The sequence below is a fragment of the Pseudarthrobacter sp. ATCC 49987 genome (genome assembly GCF_009928425.1).
In the GTDB taxonomy this organism is placed as follows: Bacteria; Actinomycetota; Actinomycetes; order Actinomycetales; family Micrococcaceae; genus Arthrobacter.
Genome location: NZ_JAABNS010000001.1, coordinates 3122065 through 3148763 on the forward strand (window position 1 = coordinate 3122065; position 26699 = coordinate 3148763).

Below are 26699 nucleotides of genomic sequence, written 5' to 3' on the forward strand. Positions count from 1 at the left end.
TCGCGAGTTAGTCGTCACAGCCTCGACGTTATCGACAAATCGGCCAGATTGCTAAGGCTGCTCACTTTTTTCGGGGCGTTTTCGGGAACACTGACCGTCATTTATGCAAAAGAAACTCAAACCGGTTCCGAGCCTCCGACTTGTCAGTTAGTGTTTCGCAGGTGAAGGCAATCCGCAGATTTACCGTCCGAACCGTTCTTCCTGAGCCGATCCGGCCGCTGGCCCGGCTGGCCACCAATCTTCGGTGGTCCTGGCACCTCCCCACGCGCGAGCTTTTCGAGGGCCTGAACCCGAAGATCTGGGCCGAGAGCGGCCACGACCCCGTGACCTTCCTCGGCCTGGTCAGCAGGGAGGAGCTGCAGCGTCTCGGCGCAGACCAGGACGTGGTGAAGCGTGTCCACGCGGCCGCCGCGGACCTGGACCGGTACCTCGAGCAGCCCCGCTGGTACCAAAGCCTCGGCGACGGCGCACCGGCGTGCATCGCCTACTTCTCCCCTGAATTCGGTATCACCGAAGTGCTGCCGCAGTACTCCGGCGGCCTCGGCATCCTCGCCGGCGACCACTTGAAGGCAGCCTCGGACCTTGGTGTGCCGCTGATCGGCGTGGGACTGCTGTACCAGGCCGGCTATTTCAAGCAGTCGCTCTCCCGCGACGCCTGGCAGCAGGAAACCTATCCGGTCCTGGACCCGGACGGACTGCCCCTGACACTGCTGCGCGAGGCCTCCCCTGACGGCACCGGCAAGCCCATCCAGATCTCCCTGCCGCTCCCCAACGGCCGCCGGCTGCTGGCGCACGTCTGGCGCGCCGACGTCGGGCGTGTTCCGCTCCTGCTGCTGGACTCCAACGTTCCCGGCAACGACGAGGCCGCCCGCGGCATCACCGACCGGCTCTACGGCGGCGGCGGCGACCACCGCCTCCAGCAGGAGCTCCTGCTGGGCATGGGCGGCGTCAAGGCCTTGCGCGCCTACCAGAAGCTCTCCGGCAGCCCCGCGCCGGAAGTGTTCCACACCAACGAGGGCCATGCCGGGTTCCTGGGAGTGGAGCGGATCCAGGAAATGATGTCCGCCGCGGAACCGCTGAGCTGGGACGAGGCGCTGGCCGCCGGCCGTGCTTCCACCGTGTTCACGACCCATACCCCGGTGCCGGCCGGCATTGACCGCTTCGAGATCTCGCAGATCCAGCACTTCTTCGACGCCGGGCTGGCTCCCGACGTGCCCGTGGGCAAAATCCTGAACCTCGGCCGCGAGGACTACACCGACGGCAATCCGTTCGTCTTCAACATGGCCGTGATGGGCCTGCGGCTGGCGCAGCGCGCCAACGGCGTGGCCAAGCTGCACGGCGTGGTCTCCCGCGGCATGTTCTCCGCGTTGTGGCCAGGATTCGATCACTCCGAGGTGCCCATCACCTCGGTCACCAACGGCGTGCACGTGCCCACCTGGGTGGATCCGCGGGTGTCCGCACTGGCGCGCGAGCAGTTCGGCCCGGACGCGGAAACGCAGGGCCGCTGGGACCTCGCCTATAACGTCAGCGACGAGGACGTCTGGGCCCTCCGCCGCGAGATGCGGGTGTCCCTCGTGGAGGACGTGCGGCGCCGCCTCCGGGCAGCCTGGAAGAAGCGCGGGGCGGCCGACGCCGAGCTCGCGTGGACGGACTCCGTGCTGGACCCGGACATCCTGACCATCGGTTTCGCCCGGCGTGTGCCGACCTACAAGCGGCTCACCCTGATGCTGCGCGAGCCCGAGCGGCTCAAGGCCCTGCTGCTGCACAAGACGCACCCGATCCAGCTGGTCATCGCGGGCAAGTCGCACCCGGCCGACGACGCGGGCAAGAAGATGATCCAGGACCTCGTCCGGTTCACCGACGACCCGGCGGTGCGGCACCGGATCGCGTTCCTGCCGAACTATGACATCGCCATGGCCCGGACCCTTTTCCCGGGGTGCGATGTCTGGCTGAACAACCCGCTGCGTCCGCTCGAGGCCTGCGGCACCTCCGGCATGAAGGCCGCCCTGAACGGCTCGCTCAATCTCTCGGTCCTGGACGGCTGGTGGGACGAGATGTACGACGGCGAAAACGGCTGGGCGATTCCGACCGCCAACAACGACGCGTCCCCGGAGGAACGCGACGACATCGAGGCTGCGGCGCTGTATGAGCTGCTGGAGACGCAGGTGGCCCCCCGCTTCTACGGGCTGACAGTGTCCGACGGCGCCGGCGCGGCAGGGCCCTCGACGTCCGGTCCGCAGGCTGTTCCCACGCACTGGGTCTCGATGATCAAGCACACCATGTCGCATCTGGGCCCGGCAGTCTCCGCGGAGCGGATGCTCCAGGACTACGTCAACGTCCTGTACCGTCCTGCCGCCGTCGCCGGCCGCCGGGCCGGGGCGGACAACTATGCCGAGGCCAAGTCCCTCGCGGCCTGGGTTTCCCGGGTCCGGGCCGCCTGGCCGCAGATCCAGGTGGAGCACGTGGACTCCGTGGGCGTCTCGGAAGACCCGCAAATCGGCGACATCCTCCAGGTCAACGCCTACGTCGCCCTGCACGACCTCACCCCGGATGATGTTTCGGTGGAGGTCGCCTACGGCAAGGCAGAGGACAGCGACGAACTGGCCGACGTCACAGTGGCGGAGCTGAAGGCGGTTGAAGACCTCGGCAAGGGCCGGCACCTTTTCAGCGGCACCCTGGTCATCGACCGGTCCGGCTCCTTCGGCTACACCGTCCGTGTGCTCCCGAAGCACGAGGCGCTGGCGTCCAAGGCGGAACTTGGACTGATCGTCAACGCCTGACACCTGCCGGCCGACCGCACGACGAAGAGCGCCGCAACCCGGTACCCGGGCTGCGGCGCTGTTGTCTGTTGCGGGCTTACAGGCAGACGGCGATGACAGCCAGGTTCTTGCCGGCATAGCGTTCGGCGTCCTGCAGGATTTCGCAGATGACGCCGAAGGAGCGGTCCGAGCGGAAAACGGCCGGGACCTCCCAGATGAAGGTGATCGGGCTCTGGCCGTCGTCGGAAACGGCATCGGCGAAGTCGTGCAGGGAGTCGTTGAGGGCATCCAGGTTCACGCCGTAGTCCGCCGGGAAGTCCAGCGTTTCCGCGAACGTCTCGAGCACGGTCCGCTTGGTGTCGGCGGCGGGAATCAACACCGCGCGCCGCCCGGCGTCGGCCGCCAGCGCCTGCAGTTCCTCGACGGTCCAGGTGTCTGCGGAGTATATCTTCATGGGTTCCCTACTTGCCTTCGATAATGAATCTGAACGAGTTGTAATGGTCCGCCGTGTAGTACTTTTCGCCGGCTTCTCCGGCCACGATCCGGCGGGCGCCGCGGTCGGACTCCCCCGGGGTCCTGACCGTATATTCCTTGTAGTAGCCGGAGGATTTCCGGGGAAGAACACGCTCGAAATTGCCGAACGTGACGTCAACCCTGGCATACGGGTAGGGCCCGCCCTGGGCGATGAGCGCCAGGGTCTGGCGGGCTTCGGCGGGAAGTTCGGAGGCCTTCACCTCCGGCAGCCCGGATGGGTTGGCGACCGCGGCCGGGGCCGCCGGGGCGGGAGCACGGGACTGCGCTGGGTCTGACTGGATGGGGCTTGACTGGATGGGGCTTGACTGGATGGGGCTTGACTGGATGGGGCCTGGCTGCGTGGGGCCGGCCGGGGCGCTCCCGGTCGGCGGGACCCCTGTCAGGACGAACGCCAGTACCGCCAGTCCGACCAGCAGGGCAAGCAGGGCCGTCAGCCGCTGGACCTTCATCTTTCGTTCCTTATGCCTGAACCGGGGCCAGGCTACGTGCGGTAGATGTTGATGGAGTTGGCCTGCACGACGTCCCGTTCCCCCGAAGCGACGCGGACGCCCTGGCGCCGGTCGTGGAGCTCGGAGGTGGTCAGGCGCAGTTCGAAGAGCCGGTTGCCGGTTCCGTCCTCGTTGCTCAGCAGCGGCAGGTTGACCTTGACGTCCTGGGAGCCGCCGTTGACCACCACCAGTCCGTCGACGTGGCCGTCGTCGGAACCGAGCAGGAGCTGCACCACCCGGTGCCCCGGATCCTGCCATCGCTCCCCGGCCATGGGCTCGCCGCGCTCGTCGAACCAGTGGAAGTAGGACTGCTTTTCGCGCGTCGGGTAGTCATGCGGCTGCCCGGCGAGGAATTCCTTGCGGAGCCGGATCACGCGCTTGGTGGTGCGCAGCATCGAATGCGCCTCGGGAGTGCTGGTCCAATCGATCCAGGTGATGGGATTGTCCTGGCAGTAAGCGTTGTTGTTGCCCTGCTGGGTGCGGCCGATCTCGTCGCCGGCGGTGATCATGGGTACGCCCTGGGAGATCATCAGCGAAGCCATCAGGTTGCGGCTGGCCTGCGCCCGCCGGGCGAGGATGTCCTCGTCCTCGGTGGGGCCCTCGAAGCCGTGGTTGTAGCTGCGGTTGTCGCCGTGTCCGTCACGGTTCTGTTCGCCGTTGGCCTCGTTGTGCTTGCGGTCGTAGGACACGAGGTCGGCCAGGGTGAACCCGTCGTGGGCGGTGACGAGGTTGACCGAGGCGAGCCGGGACCGGCCTGACGGCTCAAACAGGTTTGCGGAGCCGGAAAGGGCGTCCGCGAGGCGGGCCACGGAGCCGCCCTGCCCGCCGCCGTCGATCGCGGCGCGGTCGGCGAGCCAGAAGCTGCGGACGGCGTCGCGGAAGTGATCGTTCCAGTCGACCCAGCCGGCCGGGAAGCGGCCGGTCTGCCAGCCTCCGTAGCCGATGTCCCAGGGCTCGGCGATGAGCTTCGTGGCGGACAGTACGGGGTCGGCGCCGATCGCAACCAGGAACGGGTGCCGGGGATCGAACTCGTTGGCGGCGTTGCGCGCCAGCGTCACCGCGAGGTCGAAGCGGAAGCCATCGATGTGGAACTCGGTCACCCAGTAGCGCAGGGAATCCAGCACCAGCTGGACCACGCGGGGCTCGCCGAAGTTCAGGCTGTTGCCGCAGCCGGTGGTGTCCACGTACTTGCCGTGGCCGTCATTGCGGTAGTACGTCATCTCGCCCAGGCCACGGAAACTGAGGGTCCGGCCGTCCCGGCCGCCCTCCGCAGTGTGGTTGTAAACGACGTCGAGGATGACCTCCAGTCCGGCGGCATGCAGCAGCTTGACCATGCCCTTGAACTCATCCTGGACGGCCTTCGGGCCGGCGGCCTGCGCCGCCTCGGTGGCGTAGCCGGGGTGCGGGGCGAAGAACGCGGCCGTGTTGTAGCCCCAGTAGTTCGTCATGCCGAGATTCTGCAGGTGCGGTTCGTCCACGTGGAAGTGCACCGGCAGGAGCTGGACAGCTGTGATCCCCAGCGCGATCAGGTGCTCGATCATGGCCGGGTGCGCCAGGCCTGCGTAGGTGCCCTGGAGGTCCTGGGGGATGTCGGGGTGCAGTTTGGTTTGGCCGCGGACGTGGGCCTCGTAGATGATGGTGTTGCGCCAGAGAATCCTGGGGCCGCGGTCCGTGCCCCAATCGAAGCCGCTCTCCACCCGGACGCTCGTGATGAAATCCTCGCGCTCATCCACTGCCCGGCCGTAGGGGTCCAGGAGCAGCGGCTGCTCGCCGTCGGCGTCGAAATCCGTGGCGGGCATGGACAGCGGGAGCGCCTCGTGGTCCGGGGTGGCACGGAATCCGTAGCGCGAACCGGCCGGCATGCCTTCGACGATGCCGTGGTGCACACCGTCGGTCACGTTCGGCAGGGTTTTCAATTGCCAGGCGCCGCCGGGCGCCTGGAAGGCAATTTCGAGGGTCGTCACGCCGGGCGCGTAGACAGCCACATTCGCGAAGGCACCCCGAGGATCGTCCGTTGCCGGCGAACCGGTGCACGGAACGCTGATTCCCAGCGGAAACGCACGCGAGGCGTCTACGGTGGAAGCTGTGTCTACAGAGGGCATAACCATTGCTTAAAGTTTAGCGGGGCCGATCAAATAGCCCCGGATTCTGATTTCCTGACGAAGAGCAGTGTACGGAATAGCGGCGTTGCATACAGGAACAGGCGCCACAATTGGAGGTAACAGTGCTCATTGCACTCGCTCAAATCATTACCGGACGCGACCTTGCCGGAAATCTTGCCCTGGTGGCGGACCATGCCGCCCGGGCCAAGGCCGGCGGCGCGGAGCTCGTGGTGTTCCCCGAGGCCACGATGCGCGCGTTCGGCAATTCGCTGCTGGACATCGCCGAGCCGCTCGACGGCCCATGGGCATCGCGGGTGCGCGCCATCGCGGCGGAACAGGACATCGTGATCGTCACCGGGATGTTCACCCCGGGGACGGCGGGCGACGGCAGCAAGGTGCGCAACACCCTCCTGGTCACCGGCCGGGGCATCGAGGCCAGCTACGACAAGATCCATCTCTTCGACGCCTTTGGTTTCGCGGAATCGGACACTGTCGACGCCGGCGCCGAGCCCGTCACCTTTGAATTCCACGGCGTGACGTTCGGCCTGGCCACCTGCTACGACATCCGATTCCCGGACCTCTTCACCGAGAATGCGGACCGCGGAGCCGATATCAACATTGTCTGCGCCTCGTGGGGATCCGGTCCGGGCAAGGCCGAGCAATGGAAGCTTCTGGCCCGCGCCCGCGCCCTGGACTCCACCACCTTCATCCTCGCCTGCGGCCAGGGCGACCCGGCCAGCCAGGGAATCGAGCCCAAAGGCGCGGCGCCCACCGGCGTCGGACACTCTGTTGTCGTCTCCCCCCTCGGAGAAGTCCTCGAAGAGCTCGACGCCGCCCCCGGCCTGCTCTTCGCCGACCTGGACACCGCCGTCGTCAAGGAAGCCCGGGCCAAACTCCCGGTCCTCGCCAACCGCCACAAGTTCTAGGCGTCCCGCCGGGTTCTCCGTGGTCACCTTCCCCGGACACCGGCGCCGTGCCCTGGCCACCTTCCGCGGACACCGGCGCCTTGCCGTCGCTTAGACACCTCCCGACGCCTCCTTCGGCCGCGGACGGCCTCATCCGGCTCTGGTCGGCGATGCGCTCCTGGCAAGACCTCGGCGCCCGCTTGAATGTCCGGCACCCGGCGTCGGGGTACTTGAAAGAACCGACGCTCCCCCACCTTTCGCAGTTTAAATGGAAACGCTCCCTCACGATACGTGAGAGGGCGTTTCCTGACTTTCCACCAAACGTGCGGGAGCGTTTCCCTATCTGTCGCCAAGGGTGCGGGAGAGTCAGAGCCGGTGCCGGCGTTTTGCTAAGGAGCGCATCGCCGACCAAAGCGGAGTGAGGCCGCCCGCCGCCGAGCGCACAGCGTCGGGAGGAAGGGAAGCCCCGAGGGCCCCGAACTGAGCTTGCGAAGTTTGGGAAGGGGCTGACCGCTAAGCGACGGCAAAGCTCTGGTTCCGGCGGACCCAACCACACGGGCGACGGGGGCGGAACCGCAGCAACCAGCGAAGGTTACTTGACTGCCCGCTGGCGGGAGATCTCGTACAGGGAGATGCCGACCGCCATGGAGGCGTTGAGCGACTCCATCGCCGAGTCGATCGGGATGGAAACGATCTGGTCGCAGTTTTCGCGGACCAGGCGGCTGAGGCCCTTGCCCTCGGAACCCACGACGATGCAGACCGGCTCGGTGGCCAGGGCAAGGTCGGGCAGCGAGACGTCGCCGTCGCCGTCGAGACCCAGAACATAGATGCCCATGTTCTTGAACGCCTTCAGCGTGTTGTTCAGGTTGGCCGCGCGTGCCACGGGGACGCGGACGGCCGCACCGGCGCTGGTCTTCCAGGCGGAGGCGGTGACGCCGACGGAGCGGCGCTCCGGGACGATCACGCCGTGGCCGCTGAACGCCGAGACGGAGCGGATGATCGCGCCGAGGTTGCGGGGGTCGGTGATGCCGTCGAGGGCGACGAAGAGGGGCGCGTTGGAGACGTGGCCGCGCTTCCAGCTTTCAAGGGTTTCCTCGGCAAGCTCGTAGGCGTCCTGGTATTCGTACGGCGGGATCTGCAGCACGAGGCCCTGGTGGATGGCGTCGTCGGTCATCCGGTCCAGCTCGGGCTTGCCGGTTTCGAGCAGCGGAATGCCGCGCTCGGCAGCCAGCTTGAGGGACTCCTTGACGCGGTCATCCATCTCGATGCGGATGGCCACGTGCAGGGCCTTGGCCGGGATGCCGGCGCGCAGCGCCTCCACGACCGAGTTGCGTCCGGTGACGACTTCCTCGGTGGCGCGGCCCTTGGGGCCGGAACGGGCGCCGGCGTTGCGCGGGGCTCCCGGGCGCTTGGCCGCGGAGCGTTCCGCGAGCTGCTTGTTCTTGTGGGCCTTGTGGTAGGGACGGTCCTCCGCCTTGGGAGTGGGGCCCTTGCCCTCGAGGGCCTTGCGGCCGTGGCCGCCAGTTCCGACAGTGGGGCCCTTCTTCATTTTGACCGACCGGCGACCGTTGTTGGCCATAAGTTTCACCCTTTTAAATACGCGATTCGTTAATAAGTCTGAACTCCAGTCTACTGACTCGAGTTAAATCCTCGACCGCAGGGCTTGGCGGGGTCCCGGCTCAGCGCCCGGAACGGTGTCGACTCAGCCGCGCTTGAGGCTCCAGCTTGCGCCGTCCGGTCCGTCCTCGACGACGACGCCGGCGGCGGCGAGGGTATCGCGGATGGCGTCCGACGCGGCCCAGTCCTTGCTGGCGCGGGCCTGTGCCCTGGCCGCGAGCTGCGCTTCAACAAGGACGCCGAGGGCGGTGTTGCCCTGTTCGTCGACCGCCGGCGCCGCGGCGTCGTTGAGACCAAGGACACGCAGCATGTCGGTCACGCTGGCGAGTGCCTGCCGGGCAGCGTCGAGCTCCCCGGCGGTGAGCGCAGTGTTGCCGGCCCGGACGGTGTCATGCAGGACGGCGAGGGCCTGCGGGACGTTGAGGTCATCGTCCATCGCGGCGGCAAAGGCGTCCGGGACGATGCCGTAGCCGGCAAAGCCGTAGCTTGCCGGGGTGCCGCCGTCGGCGCCGGCAAGGGTCCGGACGGCGCGGCTGATGAAGCCGTCGATCCGCTCCATCGCGGCTGCGGCCTCGTGCAGCGAGGTGGGCTGGTAGTCCAGCACCGATCGGTACTGCGCCTGGCCGAGGTAGTACCGGACCACCCGCGGCGAGGCCAGTTCCAGCATTTCCGCCGGGCTGACGGTGTTGCCGATAGACTTGGACATCTTCTCGCCGGCGTAGGTGACCATGCCGTTGTGCATCCAGAAATTGGCGAAACCGTGGCCCGCGGCCTGGGACTGGGCCATCTCGTTTTCGTGGTGCGGGAACCTCAGGTCCAGCCCGCCGCCGTGGATGTCGAACTCGGCGCCGAGGTACTTGGTGACCATCGCGGAGCATTCCAGGTGCCAGCCCGGCCGGCCGGTGCCCCACGGCGAAGCCCAGCCCGCCGTCGTCGGCTCCCCCTCCTTGTGGCCCTTCCAGAGCGCGAAGTCGCGGGGGTCCTTCTTCCCACGCGGGTCCGCGTCCGGCGCCCCCTGCATGTCATCGATCTTCTGCCGGGTCAGTGAGCCGTACCTGGCCCAGGAGCGCACGTCGAAGTACACGTCGCCGGAATCATCGAGGGCGGGGTACGCGTGGCCGCGGTCAATCAGCTGCTGGATCAGGGCGTGCATTTCCGGGATGTGGCCGGTGGCACGCGGCTCATAGGTGGGGCGGGAGACGCCCAAAGTGTCATAGGCCTTGAGGAATTCCTGCTCGTAGCGGTAGGCCAGCGCCCACCATTCCTCCTCGCGGACCGTGCCCGGCTCGCCCTCGAAGTCAGGGGCGAACGAATCCGCCGACTTCGCCAGGATCTTGTCGTCAATGTCGGTGACGTTGCGGACCGCGGTGACGCGGAATCCGCGGTACTGCAGCCACCGGGTGAGCTGGTCAAAGGCAATGGCGGAGCGGATGTGCCCGACGTGCGGCATGCCCTGCACCGTGGCGCCGCAGTAGTAGAGGCTCACTTTGCCCGGAACCAGGGGGACGAAGTCACGGACTTCGGCGGATGCAGTGTCATAGAAGCGCAGGGTCACCGCTCCAGATTAGCCGATGGGGATCCGGCCCCGGCGTGCGGACCACCCCCGCAGCTTACTTGCAGTATTCGCCGATCCTGTTGTTCTGTTCCGTGAGCTGCTTGGTCTGCTCTGCACTCGTGGCCCCGAGGGAGGTGCCCGCCACCTGCTTCATGATGTCCGCCATCTTCTGGATCGGGTCGGCCACTTCGGGCGCCACCTTGTCCGCGACCTCCTGGTAGTGCTTGGCGATCTGCTCAGCCTTTTGCTGCTGGTTGCCGGTGGGGACAAAGGTGTCCTTGTTGAGGAAGGCGCAGCTCTCCGGGATGCTCATCTTCGGCGTCGCGGCGCAGCCGGTCAGCAGCAGTCCTGCCAGAAGAACGACGGCGGGCAGCAGCTTTTTCACGGGAGGTCTCCAGGTGTTGCGGGAAGGGATCTTCCGTTAAGCCTAGGCGACACGTGCCGGAGGCGCCGAGCGGGAGGGGTAGACCAGGGCAGTCGCCGTGGCTGAAATCCCTTCGCCGCGGCCGGTGAAGCCGAGGCCGTCGCTGGTGGTGGCCGAGACACTGACCGGGGCGCCGGCGGCTTCGCTGAGGACGGCTTGGGACTCCTCCCGGCGCGGGCCGAACTTGGGGCGGTTGGCGACGAACTGTATGGCGATGTTCCCGATTTCGAAGCCGGCAGCGCGGGCGATCCGGGCGGCCTCGGCGAGCAGGGTCACGCCGGAGGCGCCAGCGTATTCGGGCCGGTCGGTGCCGAAGTGCGTGCCGAGGTCCCCGATGCCGCAGGCGGAGAAGAGGGCGTCGGCGGCAGCGTGGGCGACGGGGTCACCGTCAGAGTGGCCGGACAGTCCGCGTTCCCCTTCCCAGAAGAGTCCGCCGAGCCAGAGCGGCTGGGGTGCGTCCTCGGGGGCGTAGGCGTGGACGTCGATGCCGATTCCGGTCCGCGGTATGACGGGCAGCGGGGCGTTCTGGCTTCCGGACATGCTCAGCCTTCCACCCAGCGGGCGCCGAGCGGGCCTTCGAGGAGACCTTCGGCGATGATCAGGTCCAGCGGCGTGGTGATTTTCAGCGATTGGCTGGCGCCGCGCACCGCGTAGACCGGAACGCTGAGGAGTTCCACCAGCATGGCGTCGTCGGTGACGGCGGCTGCCTGGCCGGCGTCGAAGGAGGCCGCCGCGTCGTGGGCGCGCCGGAGGGTGGCAAGCTCGAACCCCTGGGGGGTCTGCACAGCCCGGAGGGTTTCCCGGGCTGCGGTTCCGGTGACGAGCTCCGGGGCGATTGCTGCGCCACCGCCGGTGGCCGGCTCCGCCGTCTTGACCGTGTCCACCACGGGCATGACCGGGATGACGGCCAGTGCGCCGGCCGCAAGTGCCTGGGACACCCGGTGGAAGACCGCCTCCGGCGTCAGGGCGCGTGCGGCGTCGTGGACCAGGACTGCTTCTGTGGCTGGCAGGAGCGCTGCCAGCGCGGCGCGGACGGACTCGGCGCGCGTGGCGCCGCCGTCGACGATCGTCACGACCGGGAGCTGCCCGCCGTCGCCCGCGTGGCCGGCGCGCCGCCGCTCCGCTTTGAGGTCCTGGGCGAAGGCCTCACAGAGGGCGTGGAGTTCCGGATCGCCGGGCGGGATGGCGACGCAGATCTGCCGCGCGATACCCGCGGCGGCGACGCCCCGCAGGGCGTGGGTGAGGATGCTGTCCCCGCCCAGGGGTACCTTGGCTTTCGGCATGCCGTAGCCCAGGCGCTGGCCTGAGCCGGCAGCCACGACGATGACCGCGGTGACGGGGGTTCTTGGTGCAGAGTCCATGCGCACAAGACTACGTCCCGCACCACCCGTCGAGGTGACAGTTAACGCCCATGTTCTCGACCAGCATGGGCGTTAAGTGTCACCTCGACGAGGGGTGTCGAGTGGCAGAGCCACGTGGCCGGAGCCGCCCCGGGCGCGGCTGAAGAAGGGCAAAAAGAAACCCGGCAGCCGTTACGCTACCGGGGTTCGATTCTTGGCTGTTCGACTTGCTTAGGAAGCCAGGACCTCGTCGAGAACGCTTGCAGCCTTCTCTTCGTCGGTCTTTTCGGCTAGCGCCAGTTCTGAAATCAGAATCTGGCGTGCCTTGGCCAGCATGCGCTTCTCCCCTGCGGAGAGACCCCGATCGTGATCGCGGCGCCACAGGTCACGGACGACCTCTGCCACCTTGATGACGTCACCGGACGCAAGCTTCTCCAGGTTTGCCTTGTATCGACGTGACCAGTTGGTGGGTTCTTCAGTGAACTCGGCCCGCAGCACTTCAAACACGTGCTCCAGACCTTCTTTGCCCACTACGTCCCGGACCCCAACTAGGTCTACGTTTTCTGCTGGAACTTCAATGGTCAGATCACCCTGAGCCACCTTGAGCTTGAGATACATCTTCTCTTCGCCCTTGACAGTGCGCATCTTGATTTCTTCAATTTTGGCTGCACCGTGGTGAGGGTAAACTACTGTCTCGCCGACCTCAAAAACCATGTGGACATTCCCCTTTCCCGCAGACCAGTTTATCACGTTTAAGGCATACAACTGCCATGGAACGCACCCAAGAACCGCATGAATACGGGGAAAATGGCCTTAAACGGACCCCGTAGACCCCTTGACGAAAGCGGATATTAGTGCATGGCCACGTCTTTGCCAAGGGTGTGCGGCATCCGCCGTGAGCAGACGGCCGGACACGGAGTTGGCGGCATTGTGTAGCGCCCGAATCAATGTTTGGTGCGGATTGCCGATAGGCTATGGCTGAATAATGTTCCAAGACTCTCAAGGAGTGCGTGACGTGGGTTTCTCTGCGATGAACCGGGGCCAGCGCGGCAAGCTGGCAATGGCAACGGCTGCTCTGGGCATCGGCCTGCTGTCCGTAACTGGCTGTGGCTACATCAACCCGCAGTCGACCAACGCACATTACGCTGCGTCGGATGGAACCCAGGCCAACGTTGGCCCGTTGCAGCTGCGGAACATGATGATCATTTCCGCCGGTGAGGACAAGCCCGGCCGAGTGATCGGCGCTGTCTACAACTCGTCCTCGGAGGACGTGAAGCTGACCATCCTTGGTGCCGGCGGTTCCCAGACCCAGGTCCCGGTCAAGCGGAACTCCTACACGCTGCTCAACGAGTCCACGGACGAGGCAATCCTGAGCACCACCGGCGGCGTCCCGGGCTCCCTCGTCGAGGTCAGCATCCGCGAGGACGGCACCAACCAGAGCACCAAGTTCAAGGTCCCCGTGCTGGACGGAACAATCCCCGACTACAAGCAGTACCTGCCGGCAGGAAGCGAGCCGACCGGATCGGCCACGCCGACGTCGACACCGTCGCCGACGAGCAGCGCGAACCACTAGCTTCCAGACAGAAGGAGGGGCGCCCGGCCCGGTGCCCCTCCTTCTGTCTGTGCTGCCTGTGCGGGCCGCCCCTCCGGGCCGCCCGCCGTCGGGCCGCCCGCCGGAGGGCTGATGATCCTCCGGGCTTAGGGTTCGAACTTGTAGCCGAGGCCGCGGACCGTGATCAGGTGCCGCGGGGCCGAGGGATCGGGCTCGATCTTGCTGCGGAGCCGTTTGACGTGGACATCCAGGGTTTTCGTGTCCCCCACGTAGTCCGATCCCCAGACCCGGTCGATCAGCTGCCCGCGGGTCAGGACCCTGCCCGAGTTCCGCAGCAGCATTTCCAGCAACTCGAATTCCTTCAGCGGCAGGGACACCTGTTCGCTGCTGACCGTGACCACATGCCGCTCAATATCCATTCGGACCGGTCCCGCTTGCACGGTGCTGGCCACCAGTTCCTCGGGTTCGCCCTGCCGGCGCAGCACGGCCCGGACGCGGGCCACCAGCTCCCGGGACGAGTAGGGCTTGGTGACGTAGTCGTCGGCGCCGAGCTCCAGCCCCACGACCTTGTCGATCTCCGCGTCCTTCGCCGTCAGCATGATGACCGGGACGGATGAGCGCTGCCTCAGCTGCCGGCAGACCTCGGTGCCCGACTGTCCGGGCAGCTGCAGGTCAAGCAACACCAAGTCAGCGCCGTTACGGTCGAATTCGGTGATGGCGTCCAGCCCGTTGTCCACCACCTCGACCTCGAACCCTTCCTTGCCCAAGAGATAGGACAGCGGGTCGCTGAACGACTCTTCGTCCTCGACAATCAGAATCCTGCTCAAGCGGTAGCTCCTTGCTCATGGGCGCCGGCGGCGCCCCGTCGTGTTGGTTTGGGGTGCTGGGACGGCCCAGGGGCCGTGGGCTGGTCGGCCGCCCGGGGCGCGGGTTCGCGCACTTCGGAAACGCCGTCGACGTCCTGCCCTTCAAACTCCGGAAGCCGGATGGTGAATGTGGAACCCCGCCCGGGCTGGGACCAGAGGGTCACCTCGCCGCCATGGTTGGCGACAACGTGCTTGACGATGCTCAGGCCAAGGCCGGTGCCGCCCGTGTGGCGTGAGCGTGCGGCGTCCACGCGGTAGAAGCGTTCGAAGACACGTTCCTGGTCCTCGGGACTGAGCCCCTCGCCCTGGTCCGTGACCGACACGGCCACGAGGCCGTCCTTGGCCCGGACGCCGACGCCGACCCGGGTGTTTTCCGGCGAGTACCGGATGGCGTTATCGATCAGGTTCCGCAGCGCGGTCACCAACTGGTCCTGGTCGCCGTAGACCAAAGCGTCCGAGTGCCCGCCCACCACGAGCTCGATGTTCTTGCTTTCCGCTGGCAGCTGGGAGCGGTCCACCGCTTCCGCGACGACGGTATTGATGTCCACCGCACGGCCCTGCTTGGCGACGTTGGACCCCTGCAGCCGGGAGAGTTCGATGATGTCCTGCACCAGGGCGGCCAGCCGGGCGGATTCCTTGTGGGTGCGCCTGGCGAAGCGGCGAACGGCCTCCGGGTCATCCGCGGAGGACTCGAGCGCCTCCGCCAGCAGCGAGATGGCGCCGACCGGCGTCTTCAGTTCATGGGAGACGTTCGCGACGAAGTCGTTCCGGACTTCCTCGGTGCGGGTGACCTCGGTCCGGTCGTCGGCCAGCAGGAGGATGTATTCCTCCGCGATCACGGCCGCCCGCACCTGGACCACCATGGTGCCCTGGCCCAGCGGGCCGCGCGGCAGTTCGAGGATCCTTTCCAGGATGACGCCGTCGCGGCGCACTTTCGCGGTCATCTCCAGCAGCTGTTCATGGACCAGCGTATGGCCACGCACCAGGCCGTAGGCATACGCGGCGGGGCTGGCCCGGACGACGCCGTCAATCGCGTCGACCACCACAAAAGCCCTGCCGACGGCGGCCAGCACCTCGGCGGCGCCCTCGGGAAGGGAGGGCTCCTCGAACTCAGCGTCCACCAGTTTTCGCTGCTGCTCGCTGACCCGGAAGGCGAGCACGCCGAAGACGCCAAGCGACAGGCCGATCAGGCCGGCGATCACACCGATAAGCATTGGGTCCACGGCTCCAGCTTATGCTGTGCCCCGCGTCGGAAACTGTAATCTCCCGCCATTCCCGCTCCGGTTCAGCTAACGTTCACCTATTGGGGCGTAACAGTTCACCGGACGCTGGAAGACTGGACAGTTGAAGCGCCGACAGGTGAACCGAAATGGGCCCGCCGCCGCGGTGGCCGGCAATATTTCCAAGGAAAGGACGCACACGTGCGCAAGGTTTTTCAGGAAGAGCTCGCCCAAGTGGGGGAACAGCTCGTCGAAATCTCAAAGCTGGTCAGCGAGGCCATCGAGAAAGCCACGACTGCCTTCGAGGGCGCCGACATCGACCTGGCCGAGGACGTCATCGCGGCCGATGCACGGATCGACTTCCTGCAGAACAGCCTCGACGAGCGCGCCATCGACATCCTTGCCCTGCAGGGACCCGTGGCCAGTGATCTGCGGATGATCGTGGGCTCCCTCCGGATGAGCGCCTCCCTCGAACGGATGGGCGACCTCGCCCGCCACCTCGCGCAACTTGCCCGGCTCCGCTACCCCGCCACAGTGGTTCCCGCCCAGCTGCACGAGACGTTCAAGAGCTTCGCCGAGCACGACCTGCTGATCGCCAGGAAGCTCACGGTCCTCCTGGAAACCCGCGATCTCGAAGTTGCCCGGGACATCCTGAAGGCCAACTCCGCCGTGAATGATCTGCACCTGAGCGTCTTCAAGGCGATCGCCCGCAGCGACTGGCAGGAGTCCCCCGCGACGACCGTCGACGTCGCCCTCGCCAGCCGCTACTTCGAGCGCTTCGCGGACCACGGCGTTTCCGTGGCTCAGAAGGTCACCTATCTGGTCACCGGCGCCTGGCAGCCGAACGGCATCGAACACAGCTGATACCCCTGCCGCCTGGACGGCTGGGGGTACGACGACGGCCGGTCACCTTGGGGGTGACCGGCCGCCGTCGTCGTATTCGTTGTCGGCTGCGCGGGCGCTACTTCTTGCCCTGGTTCGCGACTGCCTTGATGGCTTCGGCAGCGGCCTCGGGATCGAGGTAGGTGCCGCCCGGGTTCAGCGGCTTGAAGTTCTCGTCCAGTTCGTAGACCAGCGGGATGCCCGTGGGGATGTTCAGACCGGCGATGGCTTCGTCGCTGATGCCGTCAAGGTGCTTGACGAGGGCGCGCAGGGAGTTGCCGTGGGCCGTGACCAGGACCGTCTTGCCGGCCTTGAGGTCTTCCTTGATGTCCGATTCCCAGTAAGGCAACAGGCGCACCAGGACGTCTTTGAGGCATTCGGTGCGGGGCAGGGCGTCGCCTAGGTCCGCGTAGCGCGGATCATGTGCCTGGGAGAACTTGGAATCGTCGGCCAGGGGCGGCGGCGGGGTGTCGTAGGACCGGCGCCAGGTCATGAACTGCTCTTCACCGTATTCGGCGAGGGTCTGGGCCTTGTCCTTGCCCTGCAGGGCGCCGTAGTGGCGCTCGTTGAGGCGCCAGTCCCGCTTGACAGGGATCCAGCCGCGGTCGGCCTTGTCGAGGGTGATGTTGGCAGTGTTGATGGCCCGCTTCAGCAGGGAGGTGTACAGGACGTCCGGGAGGATGTTGTTCTCCACGAGAAGCTCGCCGCCGCGAATGGCCTCGGCCCGGCCCTGGTCGTTGAGGTCAACGTCCACCCAGCCGGTGAACAGGTTCTTGGCGTTCCATTCGCTGTGGCCGTGGCGCAGCAGAATCAGCTTATAAGTCATGGTTTTCATCCTAGCCGAGCGGTCCCGGACGGCGCCGAGCGTTACATCACACAGCCTGCACCGCAACGCGGGGTCACGTCGCGCCCATCCCGCGGCAGGCGGTTTCCAGTAGTCGTTGCATCGCAGGGGCCGGAGCTGACCCCGCGTTGGAGGATAGGGTTGGCGTGTGGTGCAGAAGGCTGAGCGGGTGGCGTCCCCGCAGACCCATGTCATGGAGAACCGAGGCATGGAAAAACGCGGCGTGGTACAAAGCGGACCCCGCGCCGGCCGGCCGGTGGGCAACATTACCCGCGGTACCACCAACCCCAACCGGATGCGGCGGCTGGATCGCTGGCTGACCGGCCCGCAGGCCTGGCGGCTGCGCACGGCGGCCGATCCCCTCGTGGTCGACCTGGGCTACGGCGCGTCGCCGGCCACCGCCGTCGAACTCTTTGAACGGCTGTCCGTGATCCGTCCCGATGTGCGGGTGGTTGGCGTCGAAATTGAGCCCGAGCGGGTCCGGCAGGCCAAGGAACTGGAACGGCCCGGGCTCAGTTTCCAGCTGGGCGGCTTCGAACTGCCCGTGGCTGGGCGGCCCGTCCTGGTGCGGGCGTTCAATGTACTCCGGCAGTATGAGGAAGCCGACGTCGCGGCCATCTGGCGGCTGGTGCAGGGGCAGCTGGCCCCCGACGGGTTGTTCATTGACGGCACATGCGACGAGATCGGCCGCCGGGTCACGTGGGTGGCGCTGGATGCCCGGCAGCCGCTGAGCCTGAGCCTGTCCATGCGGTTCGGGAGTTTTACGCTGCCCTCGGAAGTGGCCGAGCGGCTGCCGAAAGCCCTCATCCACCGGAACGTTCCGGGCGAGAAGGTCCGGGCCTTCCTGCAGGCCATGGACAAAGCCTGGCTGGAGGCCGCGCCGCTGGCTTCGTTCGGGAACCGGCAGCGCTGGACGGCCATGTGCCGTTCATTGCGCGACGGCGGCTGGCCGATCCAGGATGGTCCGGCCCGGTGGCGGCTGGGCGAACTGACCGTGGGCTGGGACGCGGTGGCGCCGGCCCACGCCGGCAGGGTTCCCTGAGCGAGCCTGCGAGCTTAGGGGGCCGGCGGGGATTACCAGGGGCCGTAGGGACCCATGTTGCGGTTCCCGCCGCGGCCGGCATCCTTGACCGCGGGCCGGACATCGGCGAGGTAGACGGACGCCGCAGTCACAGCGACGAGCCCGAACAGTCCCAGCGGACCCAGGAGGCCTCCGCCTCCGCCGCCGACCACAGAAAGCAGACCCACGGCCATGGCGCCGCCTGTGACGGCAAGCCAGAAGGTCTTGGTGCGCTTGGACACGGCTTCAAAGGCGTTCCCCTTGTGCCGCAGGCAATCGAAGAAAGCCCACACCTCAAGGGCCAGAGCTACGAGGGCCAGGAGAAAGTAGATCCCTGTTTCGACATAGTAAATAAGCGCTCTTCCGTCCATTCCCCCAGCCTAGCCGCCCAAGCTGGCCAGGGCCTGCTCCAAATCGGCCCAAAGGTCCTCGACGTTTTCGATCCCCACACTCAATCGGACCAGGTTGTCCGGGACACTGGCCGGCTCGGCCGTGTGCCGGCGCCGCCGTTCGATCAGGGATTCCACTCCGCCCAGGGAGGTGGCCGGCAGCCACAGCTTCAGCGCGCGGATCATCCGGTCCGCGGCTTCGGCGCCGCTGATGCTGCCGGTGTCTGTGCCGCTGCTGTTGTTTCCGCTGCTGTCGATCGCGGCCATTTCAATGCACAGCACCGAGCCGAAGCCCTTCATCTGGTTCCTGGCCCGCTCGTGGCCGGGATCCGAGGCGAGGCCCGGGAAGCGGATGCTGCCGACCCGGGGGTGGGTGCTCAGCCGCTCCGCCAGGACAGCCGCCGAGGCCTGCGAGCGCTCCACCCGCAGGGCCAGGGTGCGCAGCCCGCGCAGCGCCAGCCAGGCCTCGAAGGGCCCGGCGATCCCGCCGTGGATAGTGCGGTGGTGCAGCAGCGTGGCGCGGAGTCCGGCGTCGGACGTCACCAGGGCGCCCAGCACGACGTCGGAGTGGCCGGAGAGGTATTTAGTCACCGAGTGCAGGACAACATCGGAGCCCAGCGCCAGGGGCTGCTGCACAAGCGGGGTGGAGAAGGTGTTGTCCGTGACGACGACGGCGCCCGCGGCGTGCGCCGCGGCGGTCAGCGCCCGGATGTCCGCGACGCCGAGCATCGGGTTGGTGGGACTCTCCAGCCAGAGCATGCTGGCGGGGCGCCCGCCCGCCGGCGCGAGCTCCGCCAGGACCGCATCGGTGTCCGCAATGTCCACCGTGCGCAGTTCCAGGAAACCCTTCCCGGCAAGTTCCGTGGCCATCACCAGGGATCCGGCGTAGCTGTGGGACGGCATGACCAGCACTCCCCCGGCAGGAACAAGGGACAGGGCTGAACTGACGGCGGCGAGGCCGGAGGCGTAGAGCAGGCCGGGGAGTTGGGCGCCTTCCAGCTGGCCGAGAGCTTCCTCGAAGGGATCCCAGGTGGGATTGGAATAGCGGCCGTAGCCGCGGTCGCCATCACCCAGGGGTCCCGTGCCGAAATAGGTCGACGAGAGCACAATCGGAGGGTTGACCGGTTCGTCGCGTTCACGCGGCGGACGGCCCGCCGCCACAACGACTGTTTCTGCGGACAGCGATGCTGCCTGTTCTTCGGAAAGACTCATGGTCACAGGGTACTTTGGCGCACTCCGGGGCAGCCAAGGCGTTACGCCAAGGCGCATTAGTGTCAGGGAATGTCGGTACTCTAGAGCAGTGACTACCCAGAACCCCGGACTGTTTATCGCCTTTGAGGGCGGCGACGGCGCCGGCAAGTCCACGCAGGCAGCCGCGCTGGCAGCGGCCCTTGAATCGCGCGGTCTCACAGTGCTGCGGACCAGGGAGCCGGGCGGCACCCCGATCGGCGAAAAACTGCGTTCCCTCGTCCTGGATCACGGCAACGGCCACATCGACGCGCACACCGAAGCCCTGATTTTCGCGGCCTCCCGTGCCGCCCACGCGAGCCAGGTCATCCGCCCCGCCCTCGAACGCGGCGAGATCGTCCTCACCGACCGTTATATCGACTCCTCGGTCGCCTACCAGGGCGCTGGCCGGGACCTTGGCACCGAAGCCGTCCGCAACGTCAACGAGTGGGCCACCTCGGGCCTGCGCCCGGACCTCACCGTGCTGCTTGACGTTGCCCCCGAGGTGGGCCGCCGCCGGCGCACCGCGGGCGACGCGGCCGAGGACCGGCTGGAGTCAGAGGCGGACGAGTTCCATGCCAGGATCCGGACCGCCTTCCTCGAACTCGCCGCGGCCCGGCCGGAGCAGTACCTCGTCCTCCCTGCCCACCTCCCGGTCGATGAACTGGCCGTGCGGATCCTCGACAGGGTCGAGTCCCTGCTGTCCCTCCCTCGGGGCGTGAGCGCATGAGCGTCTGGGACGACCTCCAGGGCCAGCCCGCCGTCGTGGCGCAACTGCGCCAGGCTGCTGGAGGTGACGGCCTGACCCATGCGTGGCTTTTCACCGGCCCGCCGGGTTCCGGCCGGTCCAATGCGGCGAAGGCCTTCGCCGCCGCCTTGAACTGCGACCAGGACGATGTCAGCCTGCGCGGCTGCGGGGAATGCGCGGCGTGCCTGACCATCCTGGGCGAAACCCACTCGGATGTGGCCTTCGTGCGCACCGAAAAAGTCACCATCACCATCGACGAGGCCCGCGAGCTGGTCTCCACGGCCGGGAACCGGCCGTCCTCGGCCCGCTGGCGCATCATCGTCGTGGAGGACGCGGACCGGATGGCGGAACGCACCACCAACGTGCTGCTCAAAGCGATCGAAGAACCCACCCCGCGCACCATCTGGATGCTGTGTGCGCCGTCCCCCGCCGACGTCCTGGTCACCATCCGCTCCCGCTGCCGGGCGGTGGCCCTGCGGCTTCCGCCCGCAGCCGACGTCGCGGCCCTGCTGGTCAAGCGCGACGGCGTCGACCCGGCCGTCGCCGAACGCGCGGCCCGGGCAGCGCAAAGCCACGTCGGAATCGCCCGCCGGCTGGCCCGGGATCCGGAAGCCCGTGAACGGCGGCTCGAGACAGTGCGGTTCCCTCTGGGCCTCCGCGGGGTCACCGCCGCCGTCCTGATGGCGGAAAAGCTCGTCAAGATCGCCACCGAGGAAGCCAACAGCTCCAACGACGAGCGCGACGCGGCAGAAAAGGCCGCCCTGCTCGCAACCCTCGGGGCGCCGGAAAGCGGCACGCTGCCGCCGGCCATGCGCGGCCAGGTCAAGCAGCTCGAGGACGACCAGAAGCGCCGCGCCAAGCGTTCGGTAACCGACTCCCTCGACCGCACCCTGACCGACCTGTTGTCTTTCTACCGGGACGTGCTGATCATCCAGATGGGGAACGCCGTGGAGCTGGTCAACGTTGAACTCAGGACCGAACTCGTTGAGTTCGCCCGCCACTCCTCCGCCGAAACAACGCTTGCCCGCATGGACGCCATCAACAAGGCCCGCAAACGGATCACGACGTCGAACGTGGCTCCGCTGCTGACCATCGAGTCCATGGCCGCCAGCCTCATCTGACCCTGACAGTACCGCCCGACCGGCTACGATCAGCACTGTTGCATTTCCCCAAGGAGACCCGCATGACCTCACCCTCACGGCCCGCAAAGAACCGACCCGTGGCGGTCGGGGTGCGGGGAGCCGGCGCCCTGGCGCTCGGCCTGGTGATGGCCCTTGTCCTGTCTTCCTGCGCTCTTTTCGGCTCGGGCGACGCCGGCGCGAAGAGTGCCCAGGGGACGCCGGATCCGTCGATCGCCGCGGCAGCACCGGATGAGCTCCGCAGCTTCTACTCCCAGCAGCTCAGCTGGAGCCGCTGCGAGGGCGACTTCCAGTGCGCCACGGTCAAGGTGCCGCTGGACTACAGCAAGCCGGACGGCGACACGATCGAACTCGCAGCCCTGAAGCTGGCGACGAAGAGCAACACCAGGAAGGGCAGCCTGCTGGTGAACCCGGGCGGTCCGGGCGGCTCCGGCTACGACTTCGTGCGTGACGCCGGCTCCACCAACATCTCGGAAAAGGTGCGCGCCAACTACGACATCGTCGGGTTCGATCCGCGCGGAGTGAAGCGTTCCGCGCCGGTCACCTGCCTCACCGACCAGGAGCGCGACGCCTCCCGGGCCAAGATCTACAAGCTGGAAACCGACGCCGGGATGGCCGAAGCCCTCGCCGACAACAAGGCCATCGCCGCCAAATGTGCGGAAAAGACCGGCCCGGTCCTCGGCCACATCGACACGGTCAGCTCCGCCAAGGACCTCGACATCCTGCGCGGCGTGCTCAATGACAGCAAACTGAATTACCTCGGCTACTCCTACGGAACATTCCTTGGTTCCACTTACGCCTCGCTGTTCCCGGACAACGTTGGCCGGATGGTCCTTGATGGAGCGATGGATCCCTCGCTCAGTTATGAGGAGCTGACCAGCGGGCAGGCGAAGGCGTTCGAGAAGGCCATCCGGGCCTACGTGACACACTGCCTCGCTGACAGCGCCTGCCCGCTCAGCGGGACCCCGGATGACGCCGTCGGCCAGATCCAGGACCTCATTAAGGCGGTCGAGGCGGCCCCGAGGTCCGTGAAGGACGGCCGGGTAGTGAACGCCTCCATGTTCGTCAGCGGCTTTATCCTGCCGTTCTACAACGACGACAACTGGCCCTTGCTCACGCAGGCCCTGGGCAGCGCGATGAAGGATGACCTGGCGCCGATGCTCCGGCTCGCGGACTTCGGCGCGGACCGGGAGCCGAACGGCAGTTACTCCTCGAACTCGACCTTCGCGTTCAACGCCATCAACTGCCTCGACTACCCGATGTCCGCGGACACGGCGACCATGCGCGCTGAAGAGCAGACGTTGCGCGGGCTCTCGCCCACACTGGGCTACTACTTCGCCTACGGCGGCACGAACTGCAAGGACTGGCCGTACAAGAACGTCAGGACCCCGGCGCCGGTGGACTACAAGGGGTCCACCGACATCGTGGTGGTCGGCACCACGGGCGACCCGGCCACCCCGGTGGAATGGGCCAGCGCACTGCGCAAGCAGCTGGGGACGGCCTCGCTGCTCACCTGGAAGGGCGAAGGCCACACGGCCTACGGCCGCTCCAACGACTGCATCGGCAATGCCGTGGACGGTTACCTCGTTGACGGCAGGACGCCGGCAGACAACACAGTCTGCTGAGGCGTTCGACACTCATTTTGACCCGGGCCGGAAGACTCTACTACAGTTGTCTCTGGCATGAGGCGCCCGGGTCACCCGGACATTTCAGGCGGTTGCTTCCTTAGCTCAGTTGGTAGAGCGTCTCACTCGTAATGAGAAGGTCGCCAGTTCGATTCTGGCAGGAAGCTCTGGTCTCCATCTATCGGCCCCGGCGCAGTCGTCGGGGCCGTTCTTTTTGCCCCGCCATGGGTGACGCCTGTCCTGAAGGCGTATGAGAAGGCACATCGCTGCCTGGATGCATTACACGGCCGAACGTCTGGTCCGCCGGTGAATACCCCTCGGTGCCGCCATGAAGAACGGCGTCTTCCGTCCTGCCCTCGCGCCTTAGCGCTGCGCGGGACGACGCCAACAACAGAGCGTGAGCTCCAGGAGTAGTAAATGAAGAAACGCACAACATTGTTTTCCGGTGCGGCTGTTGCAGCCGTGCTGTCCCTCACGGCGTCCCTCGGCGCCGTTGCGGCGCCGGGGGCAGCCCCCGCTGCGCCGTCGACCGCCACAGGCACCTACAAGTGCACACTCAAGAACAGCGGCGGCGTGCCGCCCTGCACGCTCCAGGCGGCGCCCGCGCCCGCCGAAGCACCTGTGCCTGCCCCGGCTGCTCCAGTGACAGCCGTCCCCGTGGCAGAGCCTGCGGCGGCGGCCGCGCCCGCCGCGGCCGCGCCCGCCGCGATTGTGCCGGCGTCGAGTGTCTCGTCGCTGACGCCCCTGGGAGTCCCCGGCGCGTGGTCGCAGACCTTCAGCGATGACTTCAACGGAACCGCCCTCGACACCAGCAAGTGGTCGAGCTCCTGGTTCGGCGGCGGCACCATGAACAAGGTCAAGACCGACCCCGCAAACGTCTCGGTCGGCGGCGGAAACCTCTCGCTGAAGCTCTCGGACGCCGGCACCGGCGCCCTCGTGTCGTCAAACCCGAAGGACGCCGCCACCACCGGCTACGAGTTCCGGACCGGCTACACCGAGGCCCGCATCTCCTTCCCCGGCAACGGAACCGTGCTGCACAACTGGCCGGCATGGTGGACCACCGGACAGTCCTGGCCGGCGAACGGCGAGAACGACATCGCCGAAGTGCTCAAGGGAAAGCTGACGTCCAACTACCACTCGGGCTCCGGAACCCACAACCAGGGCACCATTGCCGGCAACTGGGGCAACGAGTACCACACCTACGGACTGTGGCGTAAGGGGAACCTCTCGGAGGTCTACGTTGACGGCGTCAAGGTCAAGTCCTTCCCCACGGACGACGCCAACGCCTCCCAGTACCTCGTGCTGAATGTCGGCAAGGCCAGCACCAGCACCGCCTTCGGGCCGGCCTCCGAGATGAAGGTCGACTACGTCCGGGCCTGGCAGTAACAACCAGGTCAGGTCCAGGGCTCCTACCGCCCCTGCTCCATCCGCTGCCTCCGCGCTGAAGGGTCGCTTGTGACCGTCCGGCACGGGGGCCGCGGCCGTATCCGGGTCCCCGCCTGGGACCGTCCTGCCCTCTACGATGGACGGGATGAACACCACACGGGGGGCCAGCTACATCGTTGCGGCTGCGCTGATGCTGGCTCTGGCCCCGCTGATTCCCGCGCTGCCGGCGGCCGCCGCCCCCTGCGATCCGGTCGGAGGGATTGTGCCGGCACTCATCTGCCCGGCACCCCCGAACCGCCCCCGTCCGACCGCGACGCCCGCGCCGACGGCAAGCCCCACCGTTGTGCCGACGCCGCCGTCGGGGCCGCCCGTTACCGCCCCTGCTCCGCCGCCCCCGGAAGTACCCGCGGCGATGGCCGGCCAGGCACTGGCGCCGGCCGCTGACCCCGGAACCCCGCCGCCAACCGACCGTTCACCCACGACGGCGGCCCCCGCCGCTGGCACGCCAACGGCGCCGGGCCCGACGCCGGACCCCGTGGCCGTGGCGCGTCCGACGTCCGAGGACCGGGGCGGCCGCGGCGTCACAGGCGCGATCCTGCTGGCGGCCGGTGGTCTGATGGTCATGGTGTGGGCGTTCGTGGGCCTCCGGAAGACCGCCTAGTCCCACGCCAAGGCCTCCGGCCCTTGTCCTTGCGCGGACGAACCGCGAGCCTTGGAAAATGGACCGGCCCCGCCGAAATGTGTCAGCCCCCGAGCGGGTGAGGCGATCTGCGGCGCCCGGCGCGAACCGGCACATCGTCTGGGGCCCGGTGATCGGGTTCGGGCTCGTCAGCCTGGCCGCCGACGTCGTCTCCGACGGCGCCCGGCCGCTGGCCGGTCCCCTGCTCGCCCAGCTGGGTGCCTCCGCGCTGCTCGTCGGACTCGTCACGGGCGCCGCGGAGGCTGCAGCGCAGGGACTCCGGCTGTTGTTCGGGCCTTGGGCGGACCGGACCCGCCGCTACTGGTCATTCACACTGGCCGGATATGGCCTCACCGCGGTCTGTGTGCCCCTGCTCGCCTTGGCACCCCTGGCCGGTGAAGCCGGATTGGTTCTGGCGTCCGTGCTGATCATCGGGGACCGCGTCGGCAAGGCCGTCCGCAGCCCGGCAAAGACCGTGCTGCTGGCAGCGGTCGCCAAACCCGTCGGGCGTGGCCGCGGCTTCGCCGTCCACAAGTCCCTCGACCTTGTCGGTGCCCTGCTCGGGCCGGTCCTGGTCGCCGCGGTACTCGCGGTCACCGGCAACCTGTCGGCGGCCTTCGCGGTCCTGTCCCTTCCGGCAGCGGCGGCCATGTTCCTGCTGTTCCGGCTGCGCCGGCGCGTGCCGGATCCCGGCGCACGCCAGCCGTCCGGGGCCGCAGACGGCGGCCCCGGCGCTGCCGCCGTCGAGCCTGCGCCTGCGGGTGTTCCCGGCGGTCCGGCGTCGGTGTTCACCGGGAGGTTTGTGCTGTTTGCTGTCGCGGCCTTCTTCTGGAGTGCCGGACTGGTGGCCTTCGGCGTCATCTCCTTCCACCTCACGACGGCGGCGGCCGTCCCGGTGGCAGTGGTCCCGCTGCTGTATGCAGGCGCAATGGCGGCGGCGGCCCTTGGTGCCCTCGCCAGCGGCGTCCTCTACGACCGCTCCGGCGCCTCAGTGCTCCTCACGCTTCCCCTGCTAATAGCCGCCGTCCCGGTGCTGGCCCTGGCGCCGGCGGCCGGGCTGGCGTTTGCCGGGGTCCTCGTCTGGGGCACTGCCACCGGGATCCAGGACTCGACTGTCAAGGCGCTCGTTGCGGACCTGGTGCCGGAACAGCGGCAGGGCACGGCGTACGGCGTCTTCGCGGCGTTCGAGGGCGCCGGGGCGCTGGCGGGTGGGGCACTGTACGGCGTGCTGTATGACGACCGTCCACTGCTGATTGTGGCCGTGGCCGTCCTGCAGCTGCTGGCGATCGCGGTGCTGGCGGTGGCGCTGCGCAGGACCCGCAGCCGCTAGCATCGTCCGTCGGGCCGGGGTCCGGCGT

At 67.5% G+C, this 26699-nt stretch carries 25 protein-coding genes and 1 tRNA gene; 12 read left to right on the forward strand and 14 right to left on the reverse strand.

The window, feature by feature from the left end:
- Positions 1 to 161 precede the first annotated feature (161 nt).
- The gene (glgP, locus tag GXK59_RS14410; protein WP_202129133.1) at positions 162 to 2780 is read left to right on the forward strand and encodes an alpha-glucan family phosphorylase; all 2619 of its coding nucleotides are present in this window, start codon (positions 162 to 164) and stop codon (positions 2778 to 2780) included.
- Between the two features lie 76 nt (positions 2781 to 2856).
- On the opposite strand, the gene GXK59_RS14415 is transcribed toward glgP, so the two are convergent.
- From GXK59_RS14415 to glgX, 3 genes are read right to left on the reverse strand one after another with little or no spacing between them, the layout of a single operon-like run.
- Positions 2857 to 3213 (reverse strand): barstar family protein, encoded by a 357-nt coding sequence (locus GXK59_RS14415; RefSeq protein WP_160667802.1) that lies wholly within the window; start codon positions 3211 to 3213, stop codon positions 2857 to 2859.
- Positions 3214 to 3220: 7 nt separating this feature from the next.
- Positions 3221 to 3742 carry a ribonuclease domain-containing protein gene (locus tag GXK59_RS14420; protein WP_160667804.1) on the reverse strand — a complete coding sequence of 174 codons (522 nt, stop codon included), beginning with the start codon at positions 3740 to 3742 and terminating at the stop codon, positions 3221 to 3223.
- Positions 3743 to 3774: 32 nt separating this feature from the next.
- A complete protein-coding gene (glgX, locus tag GXK59_RS14425; protein WP_160667806.1) occupies positions 3775 to 5889 on the reverse strand; it encodes a glycogen debranching protein GlgX in 2115 nt (704 codons plus the stop codon).
- Between the two features lie 116 nt (positions 5890 to 6005).
- Between glgX and GXK59_RS14430 the strand changes: the two genes are divergently transcribed.
- The gene (locus tag GXK59_RS14430; RefSeq protein ID WP_160667808.1) at positions 6006 to 6809 is read left to right on the forward strand and encodes a carbon-nitrogen hydrolase family protein; all 804 of its coding nucleotides are present in this window, start codon (positions 6006 to 6008) and stop codon (positions 6807 to 6809) included.
- A 571-nt stretch (positions 6810 to 7380) separates the two neighbouring features.
- Here the strand turns inward: GXK59_RS14430 and rlmB are convergent.
- The 6 genes from rlmB to GXK59_RS14460 all read right to left on the reverse strand — a co-directional run bounded on the left by rlmB (position 7381) and on the right by GXK59_RS14460 (position 12438).
- Complete coding sequence (gene rlmB / locus GXK59_RS14435; RefSeq protein ID WP_160667810.1) at positions 7381 to 8367, reverse strand: 23S rRNA (guanosine(2251)-2'-O)-methyltransferase RlmB; 987 nt, start codon at positions 8365 to 8367, stop codon at positions 7381 to 7383.
- Between the two features lie 123 nt (positions 8368 to 8490).
- Positions 8491 to 9960, reverse strand: coding sequence for a cysteine--tRNA ligase (cysS, locus tag GXK59_RS14440; RefSeq protein ID WP_160667812.1), 1470 nt, complete (start codon positions 9958 to 9960; stop codon positions 8491 to 8493).
- A gap of 55 nt (positions 9961 to 10015) precedes the next feature.
- Complete coding sequence (locus GXK59_RS14445) at positions 10016 to 10345, reverse strand: hypothetical protein (RefSeq protein ID WP_160667814.1); 330 nt, start codon at positions 10343 to 10345, stop codon at positions 10016 to 10018.
- Positions 10346 to 10387: 42 nt separating this feature from the next.
- Positions 10388 to 10924, reverse strand: coding sequence for a 2-C-methyl-D-erythritol 2,4-cyclodiphosphate synthase (gene ispF, locus GXK59_RS14450; RefSeq protein ID WP_160667816.1), 537 nt, complete (start codon positions 10922 to 10924; stop codon positions 10388 to 10390).
- Positions 10925 to 10926: 2 nt separating this feature from the next.
- The gene (locus GXK59_RS14455; RefSeq protein WP_160667818.1) at positions 10927 to 11745 is read right to left on the reverse strand and encodes an IspD/TarI family cytidylyltransferase; all 819 of its coding nucleotides are present in this window, start codon (positions 11743 to 11745) and stop codon (positions 10927 to 10929) included.
- Between the two features lie 210 nt (positions 11746 to 11955).
- Positions 11956 to 12438 (reverse strand): CarD family transcriptional regulator, encoded by a 483-nt coding sequence (locus tag GXK59_RS14460; RefSeq protein WP_024367191.1) that lies wholly within the window; start codon positions 12436 to 12438, stop codon positions 11956 to 11958.
- A gap of 316 nt (positions 12439 to 12754) precedes the next feature.
- On the opposite strand from GXK59_RS14460, the gene GXK59_RS14465 reads away from it, so the two are divergent.
- On the forward strand, positions 12755 to 13297 hold the full coding sequence (locus tag GXK59_RS14465; RefSeq protein WP_160669190.1) for a hypothetical protein: 543 nt from the start codon (positions 12755 to 12757) through the stop codon (positions 13295 to 13297).
- Positions 13298 to 13422: 125 nt separating this feature from the next.
- Here the strand turns inward: GXK59_RS14465 and GXK59_RS14470 are convergent, their stop codons facing one another.
- Both GXK59_RS14470 and GXK59_RS14475 read right to left on the reverse strand, forming a co-directional pair.
- Positions 13423 to 14103 (reverse strand): response regulator transcription factor, encoded by a 681-nt coding sequence (locus GXK59_RS14470; RefSeq protein ID WP_024367190.1) that lies wholly within the window; start codon positions 14101 to 14103, stop codon positions 13423 to 13425.
- Positions 14100 to 15356: a sensor histidine kinase gene (locus GXK59_RS14475; RefSeq protein WP_160669191.1), complete on the reverse strand. Its 1257-nt coding sequence runs from the start codon at positions 15354 to 15356 to the stop codon at positions 14100 to 14102. The genes GXK59_RS14470 and GXK59_RS14475 overlap by 4 nt, the downstream gene beginning before the upstream one ends.
- 207 nt (positions 15357 to 15563) lie before the next feature.
- Here GXK59_RS14475 and phoU point away from each other — a divergent pair, with 207 nt between their 5' ends.
- Entirely contained in the window at positions 15564 to 16226 is a 663-nt protein-coding gene (gene phoU / locus GXK59_RS14480; protein ID WP_160667820.1) for a phosphate signaling complex protein PhoU, read from the forward strand.
- A gap of 97 nt (positions 16227 to 16323) precedes the next feature.
- Here the strand turns inward: phoU and GXK59_RS14485 are convergent, their stop codons facing one another.
- Complete coding sequence (locus tag GXK59_RS14485; RefSeq protein WP_160667822.1) at positions 16324 to 17070, reverse strand: phosphoglyceromutase; 747 nt, start codon at positions 17068 to 17070, stop codon at positions 16324 to 16326.
- 211 nt (positions 17071 to 17281) lie between these two features.
- On the opposite strand from GXK59_RS14485, the gene GXK59_RS14490 reads away from it, so the two are divergent.
- Positions 17282 to 18130 (forward strand): class I SAM-dependent methyltransferase, encoded by an 849-nt coding sequence (locus tag GXK59_RS14490; RefSeq protein ID WP_443094319.1) that lies wholly within the window; start codon positions 17282 to 17284, stop codon positions 18128 to 18130.
- A 32-nt stretch (positions 18131 to 18162) separates the two neighbouring features.
- Here the strand turns inward: GXK59_RS14490 and GXK59_RS14495 are convergent, their stop codons facing one another.
- The gene (locus tag GXK59_RS14495) at positions 18163 to 18519 is read right to left on the reverse strand and encodes a DUF2516 family protein (RefSeq protein ID WP_160667824.1); all 357 of its coding nucleotides are present in this window, start codon (positions 18517 to 18519) and stop codon (positions 18163 to 18165) included.
- A gap of 9 nt (positions 18520 to 18528) precedes the next feature.
- Entirely contained in the window at positions 18529 to 19749 is a 1221-nt protein-coding gene (locus tag GXK59_RS14500; protein WP_160667825.1) for a trans-sulfuration enzyme family protein, read from the reverse strand.
- 88 nt (positions 19750 to 19837) lie between these two features.
- Between GXK59_RS14500 and tmk the strand changes: the two genes are divergently transcribed.
- From tmk to GXK59_RS14535, 7 genes are all read left to right on the forward strand, one after another.
- Positions 19838 to 20494 carry a dTMP kinase gene (gene tmk, locus GXK59_RS14505; protein ID WP_160667827.1) on the forward strand — a complete coding sequence of 219 codons (657 nt, stop codon included), beginning with the start codon at positions 19838 to 19840 and terminating at the stop codon, positions 20492 to 20494.
- Positions 20491 to 21633, forward strand: coding sequence for a DNA polymerase III subunit delta' (locus GXK59_RS14510; RefSeq protein WP_160667829.1), 1143 nt, complete (start codon positions 20491 to 20493; stop codon positions 21631 to 21633). The genes tmk and GXK59_RS14510 overlap by 4 nt, the downstream gene beginning before the upstream one ends.
- A gap of 62 nt (positions 21634 to 21695) precedes the next feature.
- Entirely contained in the window at positions 21696 to 23276 is a 1581-nt protein-coding gene (locus tag GXK59_RS14515; protein ID WP_160667831.1) for an alpha/beta hydrolase, read from the forward strand.
- Positions 23277 to 23370: 94 nt separating this feature from the next.
- Positions 23371 to 23443 (forward strand) — tRNA-Thr (locus GXK59_RS14520).
- Positions 23444 to 23693: 250 nt separating this feature from the next.
- Positions 23694 to 24662 (forward strand): glycoside hydrolase family 16 protein, encoded by a 969-nt coding sequence (locus GXK59_RS14525; RefSeq protein ID WP_160667833.1) that lies wholly within the window; start codon positions 23694 to 23696, stop codon positions 24660 to 24662.
- A gap of 145 nt (positions 24663 to 24807) precedes the next feature.
- Positions 24808 to 25323 (forward strand): hypothetical protein, encoded by a 516-nt coding sequence (locus GXK59_RS14530; RefSeq protein WP_160667834.1) that lies wholly within the window; start codon positions 24808 to 24810, stop codon positions 25321 to 25323.
- Between the two features lie 97 nt (positions 25324 to 25420).
- Positions 25421 to 26671: an MFS transporter gene (locus GXK59_RS14535; RefSeq protein WP_237393905.1), complete on the forward strand. Its 1251-nt coding sequence runs from the start codon at positions 25421 to 25423 to the stop codon at positions 26669 to 26671.
- Positions 26672 to 26699: the final 28 nt, after the last annotated feature.